The following is a 15,208-nucleotide window of genomic DNA, read 5'->3' as shown; positions in this document are numbered from 1 at the left end:
TGGAGGATTAGCGAAGTGGCCAAACGCATCAGACTGTAAATCTGCTCCCGTACGGGTTCGGTGGTTCGAATCCATCATCCTCCACCAGTTTTTAGGGGCATAGTTTAAAGGTAGAACAACGGTCTCCAAAACCGTTGGTGTGGGTTCAATTCCTGCTGCCCCTGCCAATTAATTTTAATAGTAGTTTTATATGGCGATCGTGGCGAAGTGGTTAACGCACCGGTTTGTGGATCCGGCATTCGGGGGTTCAATTCCCCTCGATCGCCCCTTTGTTATCTAATGGGGATTAGCCAAGCGGTAAGGCAACGGACTTTGACTCCGTCATGCATAGGTTCAAATCCTATATCCCCAGCCATTATGCGGACGTGGCTCAGCGGTAGAGCATCGCCTTGCCAAGGCGAGGGTCGCGGGTTCGATTCCCGTCGTCCGCTCCATAATAAGGCGCCATAGCCAAGTGGTAAGGCACAGCTCTGCAAAAGCTTTATCCCCAGTTCGAATCTGGGTGGCGCCTCCAGCATATTTTTACTATATGCTATAATCAAATAAGCCGGCGTGGCGGAATGGCAGACGCGCTCGACTCAAAATCGAGTGGGAAACCGTGGAGGTTCGAGTCCTCTCGCCGGTATTTATTTAAAGAGTTCATTAGAGTTTATCTCTAGTGAACTCTTTTTTGTATTAAGTTTTTTGAGTTTTAATACTGTACTCGTAATTTAAGTTGAAAATACGTCAAAACTGCCTAAAGATTTATTCTAAAGATAACGAATTATTTTAAAACAGTGCTTCCCAAGTAAATAAGAAATGATTGGTTAGTTAGGGGCCTGGGTTTCATTTACGCCCACTTCAATTCGATATGTAAGTGTATCTTGTATTCTGCGTATTAAGTACTTTTCAAGAAAATCAGCATGATGACTCTTTAAAATAAAAATTCAAGGATATCAAACCGATTAAGGATATAACTCGTTTCTTATGATTGGATACATTTATGCGACTATTTTTTATTCTAGGGAGGAAAGCAATAATGAACAAATCAGCAAAATATTTATCCTTACTTTTGGTAATGGGCCTATGTTTAACATTGCCACAGTTAGCGGGTGCAGAAGTATCAGCTCACCATCACATGACAGGAACAACAGAGCAAAAGGACGTAAAGCCATCGTCCAAGCAAACGGGTTCTACAGCTAACAAAACGACCAAACCAACTAAGCCAACCCAACCAACCAAACCAAAGAAATCAGCGCCTGCAACTACTACAGATAAGAAAAAGTCTACAAAGAAGAAGAGTGATGCATCCAAATCTTCTAAAGATACTAAAAAACCTACGGGTACCCAAGCAGAGAAAAGCAAGACTTATGTAATTGAAATTGCTGATTTTGCATTTCAAACTGCAGAGCTGAAAATCAAGGTTGGTGATCGTGTTGAATTTGTAAATAAGGATCAAGTTAAGCATTCCGTTGTTGCAGAAGATGATTCTTTCGATACAGGACTACTGGGCGAGGGAGAGAAGTCAGTGATTACGTTTAAGAAGGAGGGCGAGATCAATTATCACTGTGGGCCTCATCCAAGTATGAAAGGGGTAATTAAAGTTCTCTCCAAGTAGTCCTGTGATTGAAATTGCTCTACCTGACAGGAGAGGGGAAGACTTTTGAATGCAGGAGTATTCCGATTACCAGCTCATTTTGCTGATTAAACAAAAAAAGCAAGAAGCATTATCAGAATTATATGATCGGTATGCTTCTCTCATATACTCATTCGCCTGGAAGGCTCTTCAACAGGAGGACGGTGCTCGGGAAGTGGTGCAGTCCGTTTTTGTCAGGATATGGACAACAGAGGCGGAATTTGATCCCAATAAGGGCCATTGCCGGAACTGGATCATCACGATCACACGTCATTTGGCTATTGATTGGCTACGTAAGCAACGAAGTCTGTCGAGCCAGGTAGTGTCTTATTATACAGCCGAGAAGCTGGAGAGAATTGCAGAGCTTGCTGAACTATCGGTCGAAAGCCAAGTTGAAAAACAAATGTTGAAGGAGCAGATTAAAGGAATGCGTGAATTCCTGTCTCAGCAGCAACTTCAATTGCTCGAACATTTTTATTGGCAAGGATACAGCTTGAGTGAGTTAGCTGCGCACTACCAGGAGCCTTTGGGAACAGTTAAAAGCCGACTGCACCAGACACTGAAAATACTGCGTAAGCATTTGCTTGCGGGAGGGGAAGAGTGGTAATGTCGTCAATACCCGTCTGCTCATACATGCTGGAATACCTATCGGATCCTTGCTCAGAAGAAGGCAAAGCTTTCGAAAGGCATCTTAGTGACTGTGCATCATGTAAGCTTGAAGTAGAACAATTACGGCTAGGTTGGGAGGCGATTCCAACGCATATGAATCAAGTGGAGTTGCCATCTGATTTAAAACAACAGGTGATGGAAGCGGCATGGGGGAAAAGCAACGAAAGCACCTCGCCAGATCTTGTAGAACATCATCGAAGAAGTAGCAGATTCAAGCGGCTTACGAAGCGTTATAACAATCCAAAAGTGAATCTTGCAGTAGCTTCTTTACTTATCCTTCTTGGGGCCAGTTTGATAGGAAATGTAGTTTTAGTTCAAGAACGCATCGAACAACCTGTAACTTTAATGAATTCGATGGATTTGCCAACTTCTGAGATACAAAAGGTTATGAAGTTGAAATCACTTACTTCTGGAACGAGTTATGGAGTAGCTTGTATTGTAGGCACCGGAAAAGATCAGCAGTTTGTCGTCTACCTGTTCAATCCTCCACAGACGGAGAAGAACGAGGTTTATCAGGTATGGTTAAACAAGGAGCAGGCATACCATAACGCAGGCAAGCTGAAAGTAGAAAATCAGATGGGGCTTGCTGTGCTCGCAATTCCAATGGGCAACCAGGCATGGAGCTATGATTCCATTGCGATTACGCTGGAACCTGATTCAACGGGACTTGTTCCGCGTGGTCCACAGATGTTTCGTTCAAGTTAACAGATTACAGCGTGATACAGCTTTCTTTTCGCAATACATTGCTGGACACTGCCCCTCTAGAGGTTAGATAAGAGATCGTAGTCATTGAGTTGCCAGACTGTTAAAAAAACAACACAGAAGAGAGCTTCACATCCTTCTGTGTTGTTTTTCCGTTTGAACATAAGTAACATAAAGGTTGACGTGCGATTACATTCAATATATTGTAGATATATTAAGTCTATAATATGAAAGGACGTGAAGAAGCTGACAACTCAACCGAGTACAGTGAACGCAGCATTATTATTTGACCTGGGTGTCTGGGAAGAAGCATGGAGAAACCGCCCGAGAAGTTCAAGATATAAGCAAAAAAGTGCCCCTTTTGATACAGAGGAAGCATTCGAACGTTGGGCCCGGAATTATCATGCTCAGTCGTTTACGGAGGAAGGCAAGAACCGCTCGGCACGTATTATGGGCTGGATTGAAAATCAGGGTGTAACATTTGAAGGAGCCTCGGTGCTGGACGTGGGTGCGGCCTCTGGTATATTTACGATCCCTTTTGCAGAAAAGGGAGCCACGGTCACTGCAGTTGAGCCTTCTGCTCTGCTTGTCTCGTTAATGCAGGAAACCATTCCTGCTGAACTGGAGAATAACATTACGATTGTATCCGAGCGATTTGAAGAAATCTCTATACTGGATAAAGGTTGGGAGAAACAATATGATATCGTATTTGCCTCAATGTGCCCGGCGATGTCTGATTGGGAAACGATTGAGCAAGCCATTCACTGTGCCCGAAAGTATGTTTATGTTAGTACGATTGCCGGTGCCAAAGAGCATACACTGATGGATGAGCTCAGAACAGTGCTTGGCGTGGATGCTCCTTACAAGGCAGGGGACATGGCATACCTCCAGCAGTTGCTTTACCTCAAGGGATATTCATATACAATGATTATTACAAAAGAAGTGAATGATTTTGAGATTGAGACAGAAGAATTGATTCAAAAGCTCCCTGAGTGGCTTCACACCTATGAAATGCCTACCGATGCGGCAGCATTAAGTAAAGCTGAAACGTACATTCGTGACACCTATACGAACGGCGTAATTCCCTTTTCTCGCGGAGCAAGATTTGGTAAAATGCTGATTCAGCTAGAGCAAGCTCATATGAAAACCGTGTCAGCAGTCAAAAAGTAAACATGGAAACTAAACGAGAGTTACTTCGAAGATTAGATAAATCATGCTACAGGCAGGCCCAGTTATAGCAAGGCAGGCACTTTAGGTACCGTGGGCAAGCTGGCAGCCTACAAAAACGTCCTAAAGTAGCATCTGCATCTTAAACCTATCTTTTAACAGCCCGCTCGTGGTGCCTCTTACGCTCCCGGTATCTTCCGGGAGTCATACCCTCCCATTTTCGAAAAGAACGGATAAAATTTTGCGGATTAGTATAACGAAGCCGTTCAGCGATTTCTTTTACCGTCCAATCCCTCTCGTCCAGCCATCTTTTGGCGATATTCAGCCGGTACCTTGTCAAATACTCACTAAATGAAGCGCCAGTTTCTTTACGGAAAACGCTGCTTAAATAGTTAGCATTGTAATGAAGCCGCATCGCACATTCGTCAAGCGTTAGGTCTTTGTCGTAATCTTGCTGGATAATAGCAATCACTTTCTCTGAAATATGCTGAGATTGTGCCAACTGTCTTTCTTTAAAAATGTGAATCACAGGCAGAATCACCCGCTGGCTGAACCAATGCTCCACCTCAGCAGCGGATTGTAAAATATGAAGTTCTTGAAAAAGAGAGCGGTGGCTCTGACTGATCTGTGCAAGTCGAATGCCAGAGTCTTGTACGAGCTTCAAGATTTGTGTTAATAGCCGCATGAGAGCGTACTGATACTCTTCTGGAGTGCACTCCAGTGAAAATAGAGTCTCTAGCAGTTCGATCAGCTGTTGGGTAGCAACAGCCTCGTCTGCTTGCTGAATAGATTGAAGCAGAGAGTACTCTATTGCCTCGGGATAGGTCATGGCCCACGCTGCTGAAGTCAAATCATGTTGCTGGTATTGTACGATAATGCCTGTCCCAAGCCGCATCCGATGTTTAAGCGCATCTATGGCTTCGTTGTACGCCTGTGGAATATGATTCATGAATGGATGTGGCTGACTTAGACCGATACTGACCTTCAAATCCAAAACCTCATGGATCTGTTGCTGTAATCGTTCTGTTAATCGTGAAATGTGCTCCGAAAACAGCATTAGATCTCCTTCCGTACTGCCAATCACGGTTACAACATGTTGTTCCAATACAATGGGAAGTAGTTGCTGATCAGGCTGAAGCGTTTCTTCAAGCATGTTCTGGATGGCAAATAAGAGCAGAGAACGATCTTCCATTTTATATTTAGAGTGGTTTATTAGTTCAGGCTGTAGCGCAATGACGGCAATTAGTTGCCACGTAGAAGCGTGTGTGACGTACCCCTGTTCTCTTAATGTGCTGTGTAATGTTTTAAAGCTGGTTTTGCCTTGAAGCAACTGCATCATAGCGTAGGTACGTATCTGGTTCTGATGCTGATTTAAAGTGGATTCCAGTTGAGAATGTGCATCGGATAACTGAGAAACACCCATTCGAATCTGCTCCAGTTCATCAGGCATAATCATAGACTGTTTTGGTACCACGGAATAGCCTTTGTGGATGATATGATCGCCTAATTGAGTAAGAATCCGTCTGATAGGGGCGAGCATTCGTTGGGAGCCCAGCCACGCGAGCAGCAGCGAAAGCAAGAGTATGGCCATACTGATATATAGCGTATGGAATCCGATTTTAATATAGTCTTGAGTCAATGTATTCTCCGGAGAAATGAGAATATATGTCCATCCTTTTAATGTAGAAGGACTATAAGTTAACGAATAATCTGCATTGGCAAGTTGCACTTCACGCTCAGCATAAGCGTCTGAGTACATTACAGGTGGTAACGCCTGAATGTGTTCTCCGTTTTTCCGATCACGCAGGCCTATCGCAGACAAAGGTTGTCCAATAAAGGATGCATTCGGGTGGGCAATGATCCGTTGTTCCCGATTTATAATGATCAGACCTGAGGCTGAGGCTTCAGTTGTCGGGGATTGCGCCAGCGGATTTTGCATATAACATGCCGGAATTCCAGCGATCAGTGCTGCATTGGACGATGCACTTGCATCGGGAATCGTTCTTGCGAGCGTAATATGATAAATGCAGCCTTTATCTGAAAGACGCTCGCTTGAGATGCTTTGCTTGTCTTCATCTTCGTTACTAAATATGGTTGAGGGTGCGAGTTGCCATCCCGAGGTTAGTGTATCCGCAATTAGATCTTTCATGGGCAGTGATAACGGGAAGCGAGTGTTGGTATAAAAGCCGGCATGATTAATAAGCCAATCCTTGGATTGGTTCACCAAAATAATATCGAGCAGAGGTTCCCATGACTTCATATGCTGGAACTCTGTCTGCAGGTCGCCCGCTTGTAACTTGCTGACTCGTTGAAGTGAATTAGAGTCCGTAAGAGAACGAAGTGTAATCGGAGAGCGCACCGCTTGATCCAGCATGTAACTGACCGTAGCGAGTTTGTGCTCTACATTGGACTGGATTTGTTCGAGAAGCTGTTGATTCGCTTGTGTCCGGTGCAGCTCAGTCTGGTTGGAAGAATAAATAAAAGCAGCAATTCCCGTGAGCAGAATTGGCACTGTACTTAACAGAAGTCCGAAGATGATCATTTTATGTAGATAGCTTAGTGTTCGCACATGTCCACCCCTTGATGGAAAATAGATTTCATTACTTCTTTATTTTAGTAAACGCTTTCAATTAGAACAATCTAATTTTTGTTTATTTGGATAAAAAAGTAATTATAGAAACGAAAGCATGTAATTTACGTACTATAGAGATAACGGCTTTTTCCTATTAGACGGTGGGGCTTCCGTGAGATGTTTCCGTTATAAGGGTAATAACAGGTATCCGAATTGCGGTGTTTTGGTGAGAATGCCCTAAGTCCTGGCCGCGGACAGTCCAAGGTCCAAGCAGACCCCCGACCTGAGTCTAGGATCAAAAACCGTCCGCAGTCTGTTTTGAAAAGTTGCTGAATCCCCTAGAATAAGGACATAAGGTTAAACAAGAAACACGGAAACAAAAACAAGCAAGTTTTCAACAAACGAATTAAACGATTCATTGAACAAATGCAGGGATTAGGCTAACAGCGATTAAGTTGAAGTTCAAAACAAAAAAGTAAGTCGGGAAGGGCGGTGAACAACAATTATGAGAATGAACAAGGGAAATGGCTGGGCGATTGTGTTGATTGTACTTGGTGCATTGATGCTCTTCGGAAAGTTAACACCATTGCTTGGACATCTGATGGGTTATCTGATTCCGGTCCTGATGGTTGCACTGGGGTATTACGGAATTAAAAGAGGAAATGTAACGCTTGGATGGATCGTGCTTATCATCGGTATCGTATCTCTGATGGGCAAACTTGCTTGGATGATCGGGCCGATTATCGCAATCGGATTGATTATCTTCGGTATCTCGATGCTGAGCAACAATCGCAATTCACGTCGCCGTTATTAAGTAGGTTCACGATCAAGTAAAAGGAGGGACAGAACATAATGAGTGTATTTCGTCGAATGCGGGATATCACCGTAGCTAGTCTGAACGAACATCTGGAGCAAAGTCAGGACCCGGTTAAACTGATTGATCAGTTCCTGGTCTCGACCCGCCAAGACATTGGAGAAGCCGAGAAGCTTCGACACCAGTATGCAAGTCATACAAGACAAATGAAACAGCAGGCAGATCAAGCCGCCGCTATGGTTAACAAACGAGAGGAACAGGCATCTATGGCTTTGAAAGCCGGAGAGGAACATCTCGCCAAGCTGGCTCTGCAGGAGAAAATTCTCCACGAGGAAAAAATGGATCAATACACCGAATTGTACACACAAAGCGCTGCTGCACTGCAGGAACTCGATGAACAGATCAATCAGTTGAAGGCAGAGTATCAGAATGTGTATAGCAAACGCCAATATTACTATGCTCGAATGCAAACGATTCAGTTGCAACAACGAATGAATCAACGCGGAAACTACAGTGGTCAAAACGTACCCGGCATGTTTAACAAGCTTGATGACCAAGTCTCCGATCTCGAATATGAGGCGCAGAGTCTTCGGGAAATCCGGCGAATGGGTCAGGATGGTTCCGGCTTATCCGGTAACATGTCATCCTCTGCACTGGACAAAGAGCTGGAACGCTTGAAGCAAAAGCTCAATAACGATAAAAAGGAGTAGTCAAATGAATAAATTATACCGCTCAACGCGTAACCGTATGCTGACAGGTTTGATCGGCGGCATATCTGAAAATCTAGGATTTAGTACCACGCTGCTACGGATCATTTTCTTCATCAGTATCTTCGCAACGGGTGGTACATCTCTATTCATCTACTTCATCGCAGCGTTGGTTGTACCTAAGGAACCTAACTACGCAGATCCGTACGTATACGGTCCCGATCACAGTAGAGGTTACAAGTAAACGAAAGGAGCAAGCACATGAGCAAACTATACCGCTCAACGCGTGACCGAATGATGACCGGTCTAATCGGCGGCATATCCGAAGCAATTGGAATGGATTCTACGCTGCTACGGATCATCTTCGTCATCAGTATCTTTGCAACCGGGGGCACGACGTTGTTAATCTACTTCATCGCCGCTCTCGTCGTACCAAAAGAGCCTTTCACGCCATATGATCCATATGGTTACGGCCCGGGTGCTGGCAGAGGGTATGGTGGTTACGACCATCAGCCCCCAAGAGATCCTTTTAACAGCAACCCTAATCAACCGGGTCCCGGCTTTGGCCCTGGTCCAGGATACAACAGCAGACCGCAGTCCGGCCCGCGTTCCTATGACAACAACACGTATGGAACAGGAAGCCAGCACGAAAGTGAACTGGATTCCATGATGAAAGATATTGAGAAGAAGGCACTGAAAAAAGAAGTTGAAGAGCTTCGCCAAAAATTATCTCGTTACGAGAAGGGAGAAAAGTAAAATGGGAGTATTTAAACGGATTAAGGATATGACGAAGGCATCTGTAAATGATATGTTGGATAAAGTGGAAGATCCGATTGTAATGTTGAACCAGTACTTGCGTGATATGGAGGCCGAAATTCATGAGGCTGAGGTGACTGTAGCCAAACAAATGGCTAACGAGCGCCGCATGAAGCAACGTCTGGATGAGGCAGAACGTACTTCGGTACAACGGGAGTCCCAAGCTGAAGCTGCTCTGTCCAATGGTCAGGAAGAAGTAGCACGTAAATTGCTGGAAGAGAAAATTTATTTTGATCAAAAAATTGAGGAATACCGCGAACTGCACGCTCAATCTGAAGCACAAGCGAAAGATCTGTTGCAACAGTTGCATGATATGAAAGATGAATTCTACAAAATGCGCAACAAACGTAATGAGCTGGTATCCCGTGCACAGATGGCTAAAGCTAAGAAACAAATGTCTTCGATCAACAGCTTGCATTCCATTGAGAGCGGAAGTGCATCCCTTGGATTCCACCGCATGGAAGAGAAGATTATGCAACTTGAAGCTGAGGCAGATGTTGCCCGTGCACCATACCGCAATACTGGAGCTTCCTACACCAATCCGGTTGATCTGGAGAAACAATTCAAAGTAGATCAACAATTGCAGGCTCTGAAAAATAAAATGGGCAATGGTTCCAAGAACGAAGCAATCGATACTTCTAAAGAATAACTGTTCGCTTGCTGGACAATATGATATTCTATAGATCGTGTAACCTATACGATTCGTAGAGCAAAAGTTAAGCCATACAGGACTTCATTGCCTGCTATGGCTTTTCCGTCGAACGAAGAAAATCCAGATCGTAGTTGAACTTACAGAGGAGGTGCGGCAGAGATGAGTAAAAAAAGTCACTGGATTGCAGTCATTATTATTGTGGTTGGTTTTCTGATGCTCTTTAACCGGAATATGAACTTGCTGACGGCTGCCGCACTTATTTTGTTAACGGTCGGAATGCTTCAGATTCGAAAAGGAGAAACAAAAAAAGGGTATCGTTATCTTGGTGTTGGCGCAGCCTTGCTGCTCTTGGATAACTTGATGATTGTCTTTTTAATTGTACTCGCATCATTAGCTTATTTTTATTCCAAGAACAAAAAGATTCATCTACATGATGATGTCATGAAAAAACAAAATTTTATGGCCCGTTATTACTGGGATCAATCCTCCTGGAGGCTGCGCAGTATGAGTCTATGGCATGCCATTGGCGAGGTCAACGCGGATCTGTCCCTCTCTATTCCTGAAGAGAAGCAAACGATTGTGCTGTTGCAAGGGGTTATGGGCAATGTACGTCTAACGCTGCCTGAGGATTACGGGGTTGAGATTGAGGCATCTGTGCTGTTTGGCCGAATCAATCTGCTGGGCGAGCAGGATAGTGGCATGATGAATCGATTAGTATGGAGAACTCCTGGATATGAATCCAGTGAATATAAAGTAAAATTTGTTATTTCGTATATTGTTGGCGACTTAAATATTCATAATCCGTAGTACTAAGAAGTGGATGAGGAAAAGGAGGAGTCCCGGATGAAGGACAGAAAACATACCGATATGGTTACCCGAAGTATGCGTGAAGGGATCCTCCTTGTTTTCATTGTGTTTGCTGTTATTTTATATGTATTGTATACATATGGTTATCTGGCCCCATTTGCAGGCTGGCGTCATCTTATACAGTCCGGGCTGGCTCTGTTGCTGCTTCTGATCGGAATTGGGGCGGTATTTGGATTTTATCAGAGTTACAGGGTGAAAAGGCGGCTAGAATTGTTAACGGAAACGTTGCTGCAATGGGAAAAAGGTTCACTCTCCCGTACGGTACCCGACCTCGGTCAGGATGATGTCGGCCGGCTTAGTGAACAGCTGGGTCGCATCGGCAAAAAGTGGGAGGATCAGGTATCATCCCTGCAAAGGTTATCTACGAACAATGCACAGCTTGCCGAACAGGCCAGAATTACAGCCATTGTAGAGGAGAGACAAAGGCTCGCAAGGGAATTGCATGATGCGGTATCACAGCAGTTATTTGCGATCTCGATGACAGCAACGGCGGTAGGCCGGAAGATGGAGAAGGATTTTGAACGGGCACAGCGGCAGGTTGCTTTGATTGAAGAAATGGCTTCGGTTGCTCAGTCCGAGATGAGGGCACTGCTGCTCCATCTGCGGCCAGTCTATCTGGAGGGTAAACATCTCGAGCAGGGTTTGCGTGATCTGGTGATGGAATTAAAAACGAAAGTGCCGATGGAGATTGTACTGGAGATGGACGAAGATATTCATCTGGTAAAGGGAATTGAGAATCATTTATTCCGAATCATTCAGGAAGCGATGTCCAATACATTGCGTCACGCAAAAGCGGAGAAAATGGAGATCAGGTTGCAACGCCGAATGGATGCGGTGCGTGTACTGATTCGAGACGACGGGCAGGGCTTCGATCTGGATGAACAGAAGCAGGCTTCATATGGTTTGGCGAATATGCGTGAACGGGTTACGGAGATCGGGGGAGCCATCCAATTTGTGACGGCACCTGGCAAAGGAACACGGATTGAGATTACCATCCCTTTGATGAACGATGAAAGCGAGGTAGAACATGTCAATGGAACCGGAAGTCGAAACGGAGACGGAAGCGTCGATCAGAGTATTGCTCGTGGATGATCATGAGATGGTGCGTATAGGTCTTGCCGCGGTTCTTGATACGGAAGACGGCATTGAAGTAATCGGTGAAGCCGGAAGTGGAGAGGAAGGCATCCGGCTTGCACAGGAGTATAAGCCGGATGTTGTGCTGATGGACCTTGTCATGGAAGGTATGGATGGCATTGAAGCGACACGTCAGGTGCTCAAAATGAACCCGGAATGTAAAGTCATTGTGCTGACCAGTTATCTGGACGATGAGAAAATGTATCCGGTCATTGAAGCAGGAGCTTTCAGTTATCTGCTGAAAACGTCCAGAGCCAATGAGGTAGCTGATGCGATTCGTGCCGCTGCCCGCGGACAATCTGTTCTGGAATCACAGGTAGCATCCAAGATGATGAATCGGTTCAGACAGCCGCAAGCGGCAGCACCTTTACACGAAGAGTTAACCGATCGCGAGATGGATGTTCTGCGGTTGCTGGCGCAGGGCAAGTCCAATCAGGATATTGCGGATGAACTGATCATCGGTATTAAGACGGTTAAGTTCCATGTAACCAACCTGCTGGCCAAACTGGATGTGGATGACCGGACACAGGCTGCTATCTACGCTTATAAGAATGGATTAGCCGAGTAAGATGATGATGTAACCGCAAGGTGTGTGTCTGCAATGGAAAGAAATATGAACAGAAAGCTCGTTCTGCCCTAACGTGGTGGATGGGCTTTTTTTGTGCATCCGTAGAGAGAATATGGTAGAAGGTATAGGTCAAGTCTGAAGAGGGCATGCTGTTGATAGATTCATAGATTGGCAGAGCGAACGGGGGGAATTCACTTGGTAAAACGTTGGATGAATACAGGGGTTGTTGCCATAGCCATTATTATTTTAATCGGGGTTACACAGGTATATGCAGAGAATGCAGAAGTAGAAAAGAAAGGTTCTGGTACCGAAGTGGCAGGACTGGAGCAATTGTTACATACAGCAGATGCAGTTATAAAACATGCAGATCAATGGGTGATCAAATGGCAAGTCGCAGGCCACGGGTATGCTCGTACGCAAGCTGTGAAGCTGGCAGCAGATCTGGGACTTGAAGCACCCGTTCAAGATGTTCGAACCGGACATGATGTCTATCGAAGCGAAGGGGAAGTTGGCATGTCTGAATCTTCAATAGGGTTGTTGCTTAATGTGGCGAGTACAGAACAGGATGAATATTATGTGATCGTGCAGCTGGCAGGAAGAGCAAAACTGGATCGTCAGGCATTGCTTGCTTTACATGGTCAGGTGGAGGAGGCAATGACTGAAAACGGTTTGAAAGAAGCAAGCTGGAATATGTCCGTACAGGGCAAGTTAAGTGAGATGAGTGAAGGAAATGGAGAATCATCCACAATAGACGTATCAAATATAGCTCAGGCTAGTGTGGGGATTAAGCCCGGTGAACAGTTAGCAGCGCTGGAAGCCAAGCTCTTTGGTGAACTGGATATGACGGAAGTTGAGCGTTATGAGGATGTAGCTACAGCCAGTGTTTCGTATCAGGCGACAGAGTTACCGCTAAAGATTCTGAGCGGCTCACACCTATTAAATATGCAACTTGCGGTACATCAAGTTAGTGGGCAGGATGATGCGCGTGTTACTGTCGGTTTTCCGGTGATCACGATTGAATATTAAATGATGGAGGTAATGATATTGTAGCTGAATCCTGGCAGGTGATATGCTAAAATAGCATCACATCCAAGTTGGGACTTGCTGGTAATTGTCATTTAGTTTAATGAGATCGACTGAACTGAACACTATTACATAGCTCGGGAAGCGGATTAGAAGATCTTCCCGGAGGAAAGAGGGGCCTATGGACAATAAACAAATGCAAAATGAAGTACAGACACCAGGTGCAGTATTTTTCATTTTTGGAGCAACGGGAGATTTGGCCCGCCGGAAGTTGTTTCCGGCCATCTACAGTTTATACCGTGAAGGCAAGCTTGCTGATGACTTTGCGGTCATTGGCGTAGCTCGGCGTCCGAGGTCCAAGGAACAGTTTCGGGACGATCTTCTGGAATCTATCCAGGAGTTCTGCCGTTACCCGGCGGGGGATTCGCAGGAGTGGAACGCTTTTGCTGAGCATTTTGAATATAAATCACTGGACATCAACAACGTGGACGGGTTCCGGGAACTGCGGGAGCAGACGGAACAGTTGGAGGCTAAGTTCAAAACACCGGGAAATCGGTTGTTCTATCTGGCACTGGCACCTGAGTTGTTTGGCAGTGTGTCGTACAGTTTAAGAGATGGCGGCATGCTGGAGAGCAGTGGATGGAATCGTCTGGTGATTGAGAAGCCGTTTGGATATGATCTGCCATCGGCCGAGAAGCTGAATGAACAGATCCGCGAGGTGTTTAGGGAAGAGGAAATCTATCGGATTGACCACTATCTTGGTAAGGAAATGGTGCAAAATATCGAGGTAATTCGCTTCGGGAACGCCTTCTTTGAACCACTATGGAACAACAAACACATTGCGAACGTTCAGATTACACTGGGTGAGACAGTTGGTGTAGAGGAACGCGGAGGATATTATGATCATTCCGGCGCCCTGCGTGATATGGGGCAGAATCATATGTTGCAGATGCTGACGATGATCGCGATGGAGCCGCCAAGTCGTCTGTTCCCGGAGGATATCCGGGATGAGAAGGTGAAGGTGCTCCGTTCCCTGCGAGAGTTTACGTCAGATGAAGATGTGCGTAACAACGTTGTACGTGCCCAGTATACGGAAGGGGAGTACCGCGGTAAACAGCTTCCCGGATATCGTCAGGAAGATAAGGTTGATCCGGAATCGAATACGGAGACGTATTTTGCTGCACGCGTATTTGTAGATAACTTTCGCTGGGCTGGTGTGCCATTCTATATTCGGACAGGCAAACGTCTGCCGGTGAAAACAACGGAAATTGTAGTTGAGTTCAAATCAATGCCGAATAACGTATACCTCGGTAAAAAATATAAGCTTGAGCCGAATCTGCTTGTGATTCGGGTGAATCCGATGGAAGGCATTTATATCAAAATTAATGCCAAAAAGCCGGGCTCGGATTCCGAGATTCAGCCCTTGGCGATGGACTTCTGCCAGAGTTGCATGATCGGAATCAACTCGCCCGAAGCTTATGAGCGCCTGCTGCATGATGCAGCAGAAGGCGATTCCACATACTTCACCCGCTGGGATGAAGTGGCGACTGCTTGGTCTTTTGTCGATCGGATCGCGGCCGCTTGGGGACGTAATCAGGGTGAGTTGTACACGTATCCGGCAGGAACGTGGGGCCCGGAGGCAACAGCCAAGCTGCTGGAGCAGGATGGTTTCCATTGGTGGCCGGTGAATGGGCAGGATGAGGACAGCGTCATTTGGCATGTGAATGGTTAGCAAAGGGCCTTGGAAGATCGCATGAAAGATGCGGTCTTTCGGGCTTTTTTCAGTTGATGCCCCATCGAAGTTACGGACAAAGAAGTAGATCCTAAGTGGCTCCATCAAAAGGAAATAAATAATTTAAATTAAGTTGTTGACAAAAAGTAAGTGAATAACTTATACTCAAC

Annotated in this window: 15 protein-coding genes and 7 tRNA genes; 21 read left to right on the top strand and 1 reads right to left on the bottom strand. The window is 45.4% G+C overall.

Translation table 11 applies throughout. From position 1 onward, the window contains the following. The first annotated feature begins 1 nt into the window (after window position 1). From EC604_RS14125 to EC604_RS14075, 11 genes are all read left to right on the top strand, one after another. A tRNA-Tyr gene (locus EC604_RS14125) sits at window positions 2–87 on the top strand. 6 nt (window positions 88–93) lie between these two features. Next, a tRNA-Trp gene (locus EC604_RS14120) sits at window positions 94–167 on the top strand. A gap of 26 nt (window positions 168–193) precedes the next feature. Continuing rightward, window positions 194–266, top strand: a tRNA-His gene (locus EC604_RS14115). Between the two features lie 14 nt (window positions 267–280). Then, window positions 281–355: transfer RNA gene (locus EC604_RS14110), tRNA-Gln, on the top strand. Between the two features lie 4 nt (window positions 356–359). Continuing rightward, window positions 360–434: transfer RNA gene (locus EC604_RS14105), tRNA-Gly, on the top strand. 6 nt (window positions 435–440) lie between these two features. Continuing rightward, window positions 441–514, top strand: a tRNA-Cys gene (locus EC604_RS14100). Window positions 515–546: 32 nt separating this feature from the next. Continuing rightward, window positions 547–625 (top strand) — tRNA-Leu (locus EC604_RS14095). A 393-nt stretch (window positions 626–1,018) separates the two neighbouring features. Then, window positions 1,019–1,597 carry a cupredoxin domain-containing protein gene (locus EC604_RS14090; protein ID WP_161556929.1) on the top strand — a complete coding sequence of 193 codons (579 nt, stop codon included), beginning with the start codon at window positions 1,019–1,021 and terminating at the stop codon, window positions 1,595–1,597. 49 nt (window positions 1,598–1,646) lie between these two features. Then, a complete protein-coding gene (locus EC604_RS14085) occupies window positions 1,647–2,222 on the top strand; it encodes an RNA polymerase sigma factor (RefSeq protein ID WP_123064751.1) in 576 nt (191 codons plus the stop codon). A gap of 155 nt (window positions 2,223–2,377) precedes the next feature. Then, entirely contained in the window at window positions 2,378–2,989 is a 612-nt protein-coding gene (locus EC604_RS14080; protein ID WP_161556928.1) for an anti-sigma factor, read from the top strand. Window positions 2,990–3,253: 264 nt separating this feature from the next. After that, window positions 3,254–4,156: a class I SAM-dependent methyltransferase gene (locus EC604_RS14075; RefSeq protein ID WP_151458077.1), complete on the top strand. Its 903-nt coding sequence runs from the start codon at window positions 3,254–3,256 to the stop codon at window positions 4,154–4,156. Window positions 4,157–4,301: 145 nt separating this feature from the next. Here EC604_RS14075 and EC604_RS14070 read toward each other — a convergent pair whose 3' ends face one another. Further along, window positions 4,302–6,722 (bottom strand): helix-turn-helix domain-containing protein, encoded by a 2,421-nt coding sequence (locus EC604_RS14070; RefSeq protein ID WP_151458076.1) that lies wholly within the window; start codon window positions 6,720–6,722, stop codon window positions 4,302–4,304. Window positions 6,723–7,230: 508 nt separating this feature from the next. On the opposite strand from EC604_RS14070, the gene EC604_RS14065 reads away from it, so the two are divergent. The 10 genes from EC604_RS14065 to zwf all read left to right on the top strand — a co-directional run bounded on the left by EC604_RS14065 (window position 7,231) and on the right by zwf (window position 15,038). Beyond that, the gene (locus EC604_RS14065) at window positions 7,231–7,539 is read left to right on the top strand and encodes a LiaF transmembrane domain-containing protein (RefSeq protein ID WP_123064747.1); all 309 of its coding nucleotides are present in this window, start codon (window positions 7,231–7,233) and stop codon (window positions 7,537–7,539) included. 38 nt (window positions 7,540–7,577) lie between these two features. Then, complete coding sequence (locus EC604_RS14060; protein WP_123064746.1) at window positions 7,578–8,249, top strand: PspA/IM30 family protein; 672 nt, start codon at window positions 7,578–7,580, stop codon at window positions 8,247–8,249. A 4-nt stretch (window positions 8,250–8,253) separates the two neighbouring features. Next, window positions 8,254–8,490: a PspC domain-containing protein gene (locus EC604_RS14055; protein WP_123064745.1), complete on the top strand. Its 237-nt coding sequence runs from the start codon at window positions 8,254–8,256 to the stop codon at window positions 8,488–8,490. A gap of 17 nt (window positions 8,491–8,507) precedes the next feature. Beyond that, window positions 8,508–9,002: a PspC domain-containing protein gene (locus EC604_RS14050; RefSeq protein ID WP_123064744.1), complete on the top strand. Its 495-nt coding sequence runs from the start codon at window positions 8,508–8,510 to the stop codon at window positions 9,000–9,002. Between the two features lies 1 nt (window position 9,003). After that, the gene (locus EC604_RS14045; RefSeq protein ID WP_090919700.1) at window positions 9,004–9,711 is read left to right on the top strand and encodes a PspA/IM30 family protein; all 708 of its coding nucleotides are present in this window, start codon (window positions 9,004–9,006) and stop codon (window positions 9,709–9,711) included. A gap of 162 nt (window positions 9,712–9,873) precedes the next feature. Then, window positions 9,874–10,521, top strand: coding sequence for a cell wall-active antibiotics response protein LiaF (gene liaF / locus EC604_RS14040; protein ID WP_123064743.1), 648 nt, complete (start codon window positions 9,874–9,876; stop codon window positions 10,519–10,521). A gap of 36 nt (window positions 10,522–10,557) precedes the next feature. Beyond that, window positions 10,558–11,673, top strand: coding sequence for a sensor histidine kinase (locus EC604_RS14035; protein ID WP_123064742.1), 1,116 nt, complete (start codon window positions 10,558–10,560; stop codon window positions 11,671–11,673). Further along, window positions 11,615–12,283 (top strand): response regulator transcription factor, encoded by a 669-nt coding sequence (locus EC604_RS14030; RefSeq protein WP_123064741.1) that lies wholly within the window; start codon window positions 11,615–11,617, stop codon window positions 12,281–12,283. Before EC604_RS14035 ends, EC604_RS14030 begins: the two co-directional genes overlap by 59 nt. Window positions 12,284–12,478: 195 nt before the next feature. Continuing rightward, window positions 12,479–13,309, top strand: a complete 831-nt coding sequence (locus EC604_RS14025) for a YwmB family TATA-box binding protein (RefSeq protein ID WP_123064740.1) — start codon at window positions 12,479–12,481, stop codon at window positions 13,307–13,309. 178 nt (window positions 13,310–13,487) lie between these two features. Further along, a complete protein-coding gene (gene zwf, locus EC604_RS14020) occupies window positions 13,488–15,038 on the top strand; it encodes a glucose-6-phosphate dehydrogenase (RefSeq protein WP_123064739.1) in 1,551 nt (516 codons plus the stop codon). Window positions 15,039–15,208 lie beyond the last annotated feature (170 nt).

The sequence above is a fragment of the Paenibacillus amylolyticus genome, assembly GCF_003719335.1.
GTDB classification, from domain to species: domain Bacteria; phylum Bacillota; class Bacilli; order Paenibacillales; family Paenibacillaceae; genus Paenibacillus; species Paenibacillus amylolyticus_D.
The sequence above is the reverse complement of the archived record's forward strand: the minus strand, read 5'-3'. Positions and strand labels throughout refer to the sequence as shown.

Excerpts from the sequence above, each read along its gene's own strand:
- EC604_RS14090 (WP_161556929.1), top strand. The coding sequence starts at position 1,019 with ATGAACAAATCAGCAAAATATTTATCCTTACTTTTGGTAATGGGCCTA.
- EC604_RS14085 (WP_123064751.1), top strand. The coding sequence starts at position 1,647 with ATGCAGGAGTATTCCGATTACCAGCTCATTTTGCTGATTAAACAAAAA.
- EC604_RS14080 (WP_161556928.1), top strand. The coding sequence starts at position 2,378 with ATGAATCAAGTGGAGTTGCCATCTGATTTAAAACAACAGGTGATGGAA.
- EC604_RS14065 (WP_123064747.1), top strand. The coding sequence starts at position 7,231 with ATGAGAATGAACAAGGGAAATGGCTGGGCGATTGTGTTGATTGTACTT.
- EC604_RS14060 (WP_123064746.1), top strand. The coding sequence starts at position 7,578 with ATGAGTGTATTTCGTCGAATGCGGGATATCACCGTAGCTAGTCTGAAC.
- EC604_RS14055 (WP_123064745.1), top strand. The coding sequence starts at position 8,254 with ATGAATAAATTATACCGCTCAACGCGTAACCGTATGCTGACAGGTTTG.
- EC604_RS14050 (WP_123064744.1), top strand. The coding sequence starts at position 8,508 with ATGAGCAAACTATACCGCTCAACGCGTGACCGAATGATGACCGGTCTA.
- EC604_RS14045 (WP_090919700.1), top strand. The coding sequence starts at position 9,004 with ATGGGAGTATTTAAACGGATTAAGGATATGACGAAGGCATCTGTAAAT.
- liaF (WP_123064743.1), top strand. The coding sequence starts at position 9,874 with ATGAGTAAAAAAAGTCACTGGATTGCAGTCATTATTATTGTGGTTGGT.
- EC604_RS14035 (WP_123064742.1), top strand. The coding sequence starts at position 10,558 with ATGAAGGACAGAAAACATACCGATATGGTTACCCGAAGTATGCGTGAA.
- EC604_RS14030 (WP_123064741.1), top strand. The coding sequence starts at position 11,615 with ATGGAACCGGAAGTCGAAACGGAGACGGAAGCGTCGATCAGAGTATTG.
- zwf (WP_123064739.1), top strand. The coding sequence starts at position 13,488 with ATGGACAATAAACAAATGCAAAATGAAGTACAGACACCAGGTGCAGTA.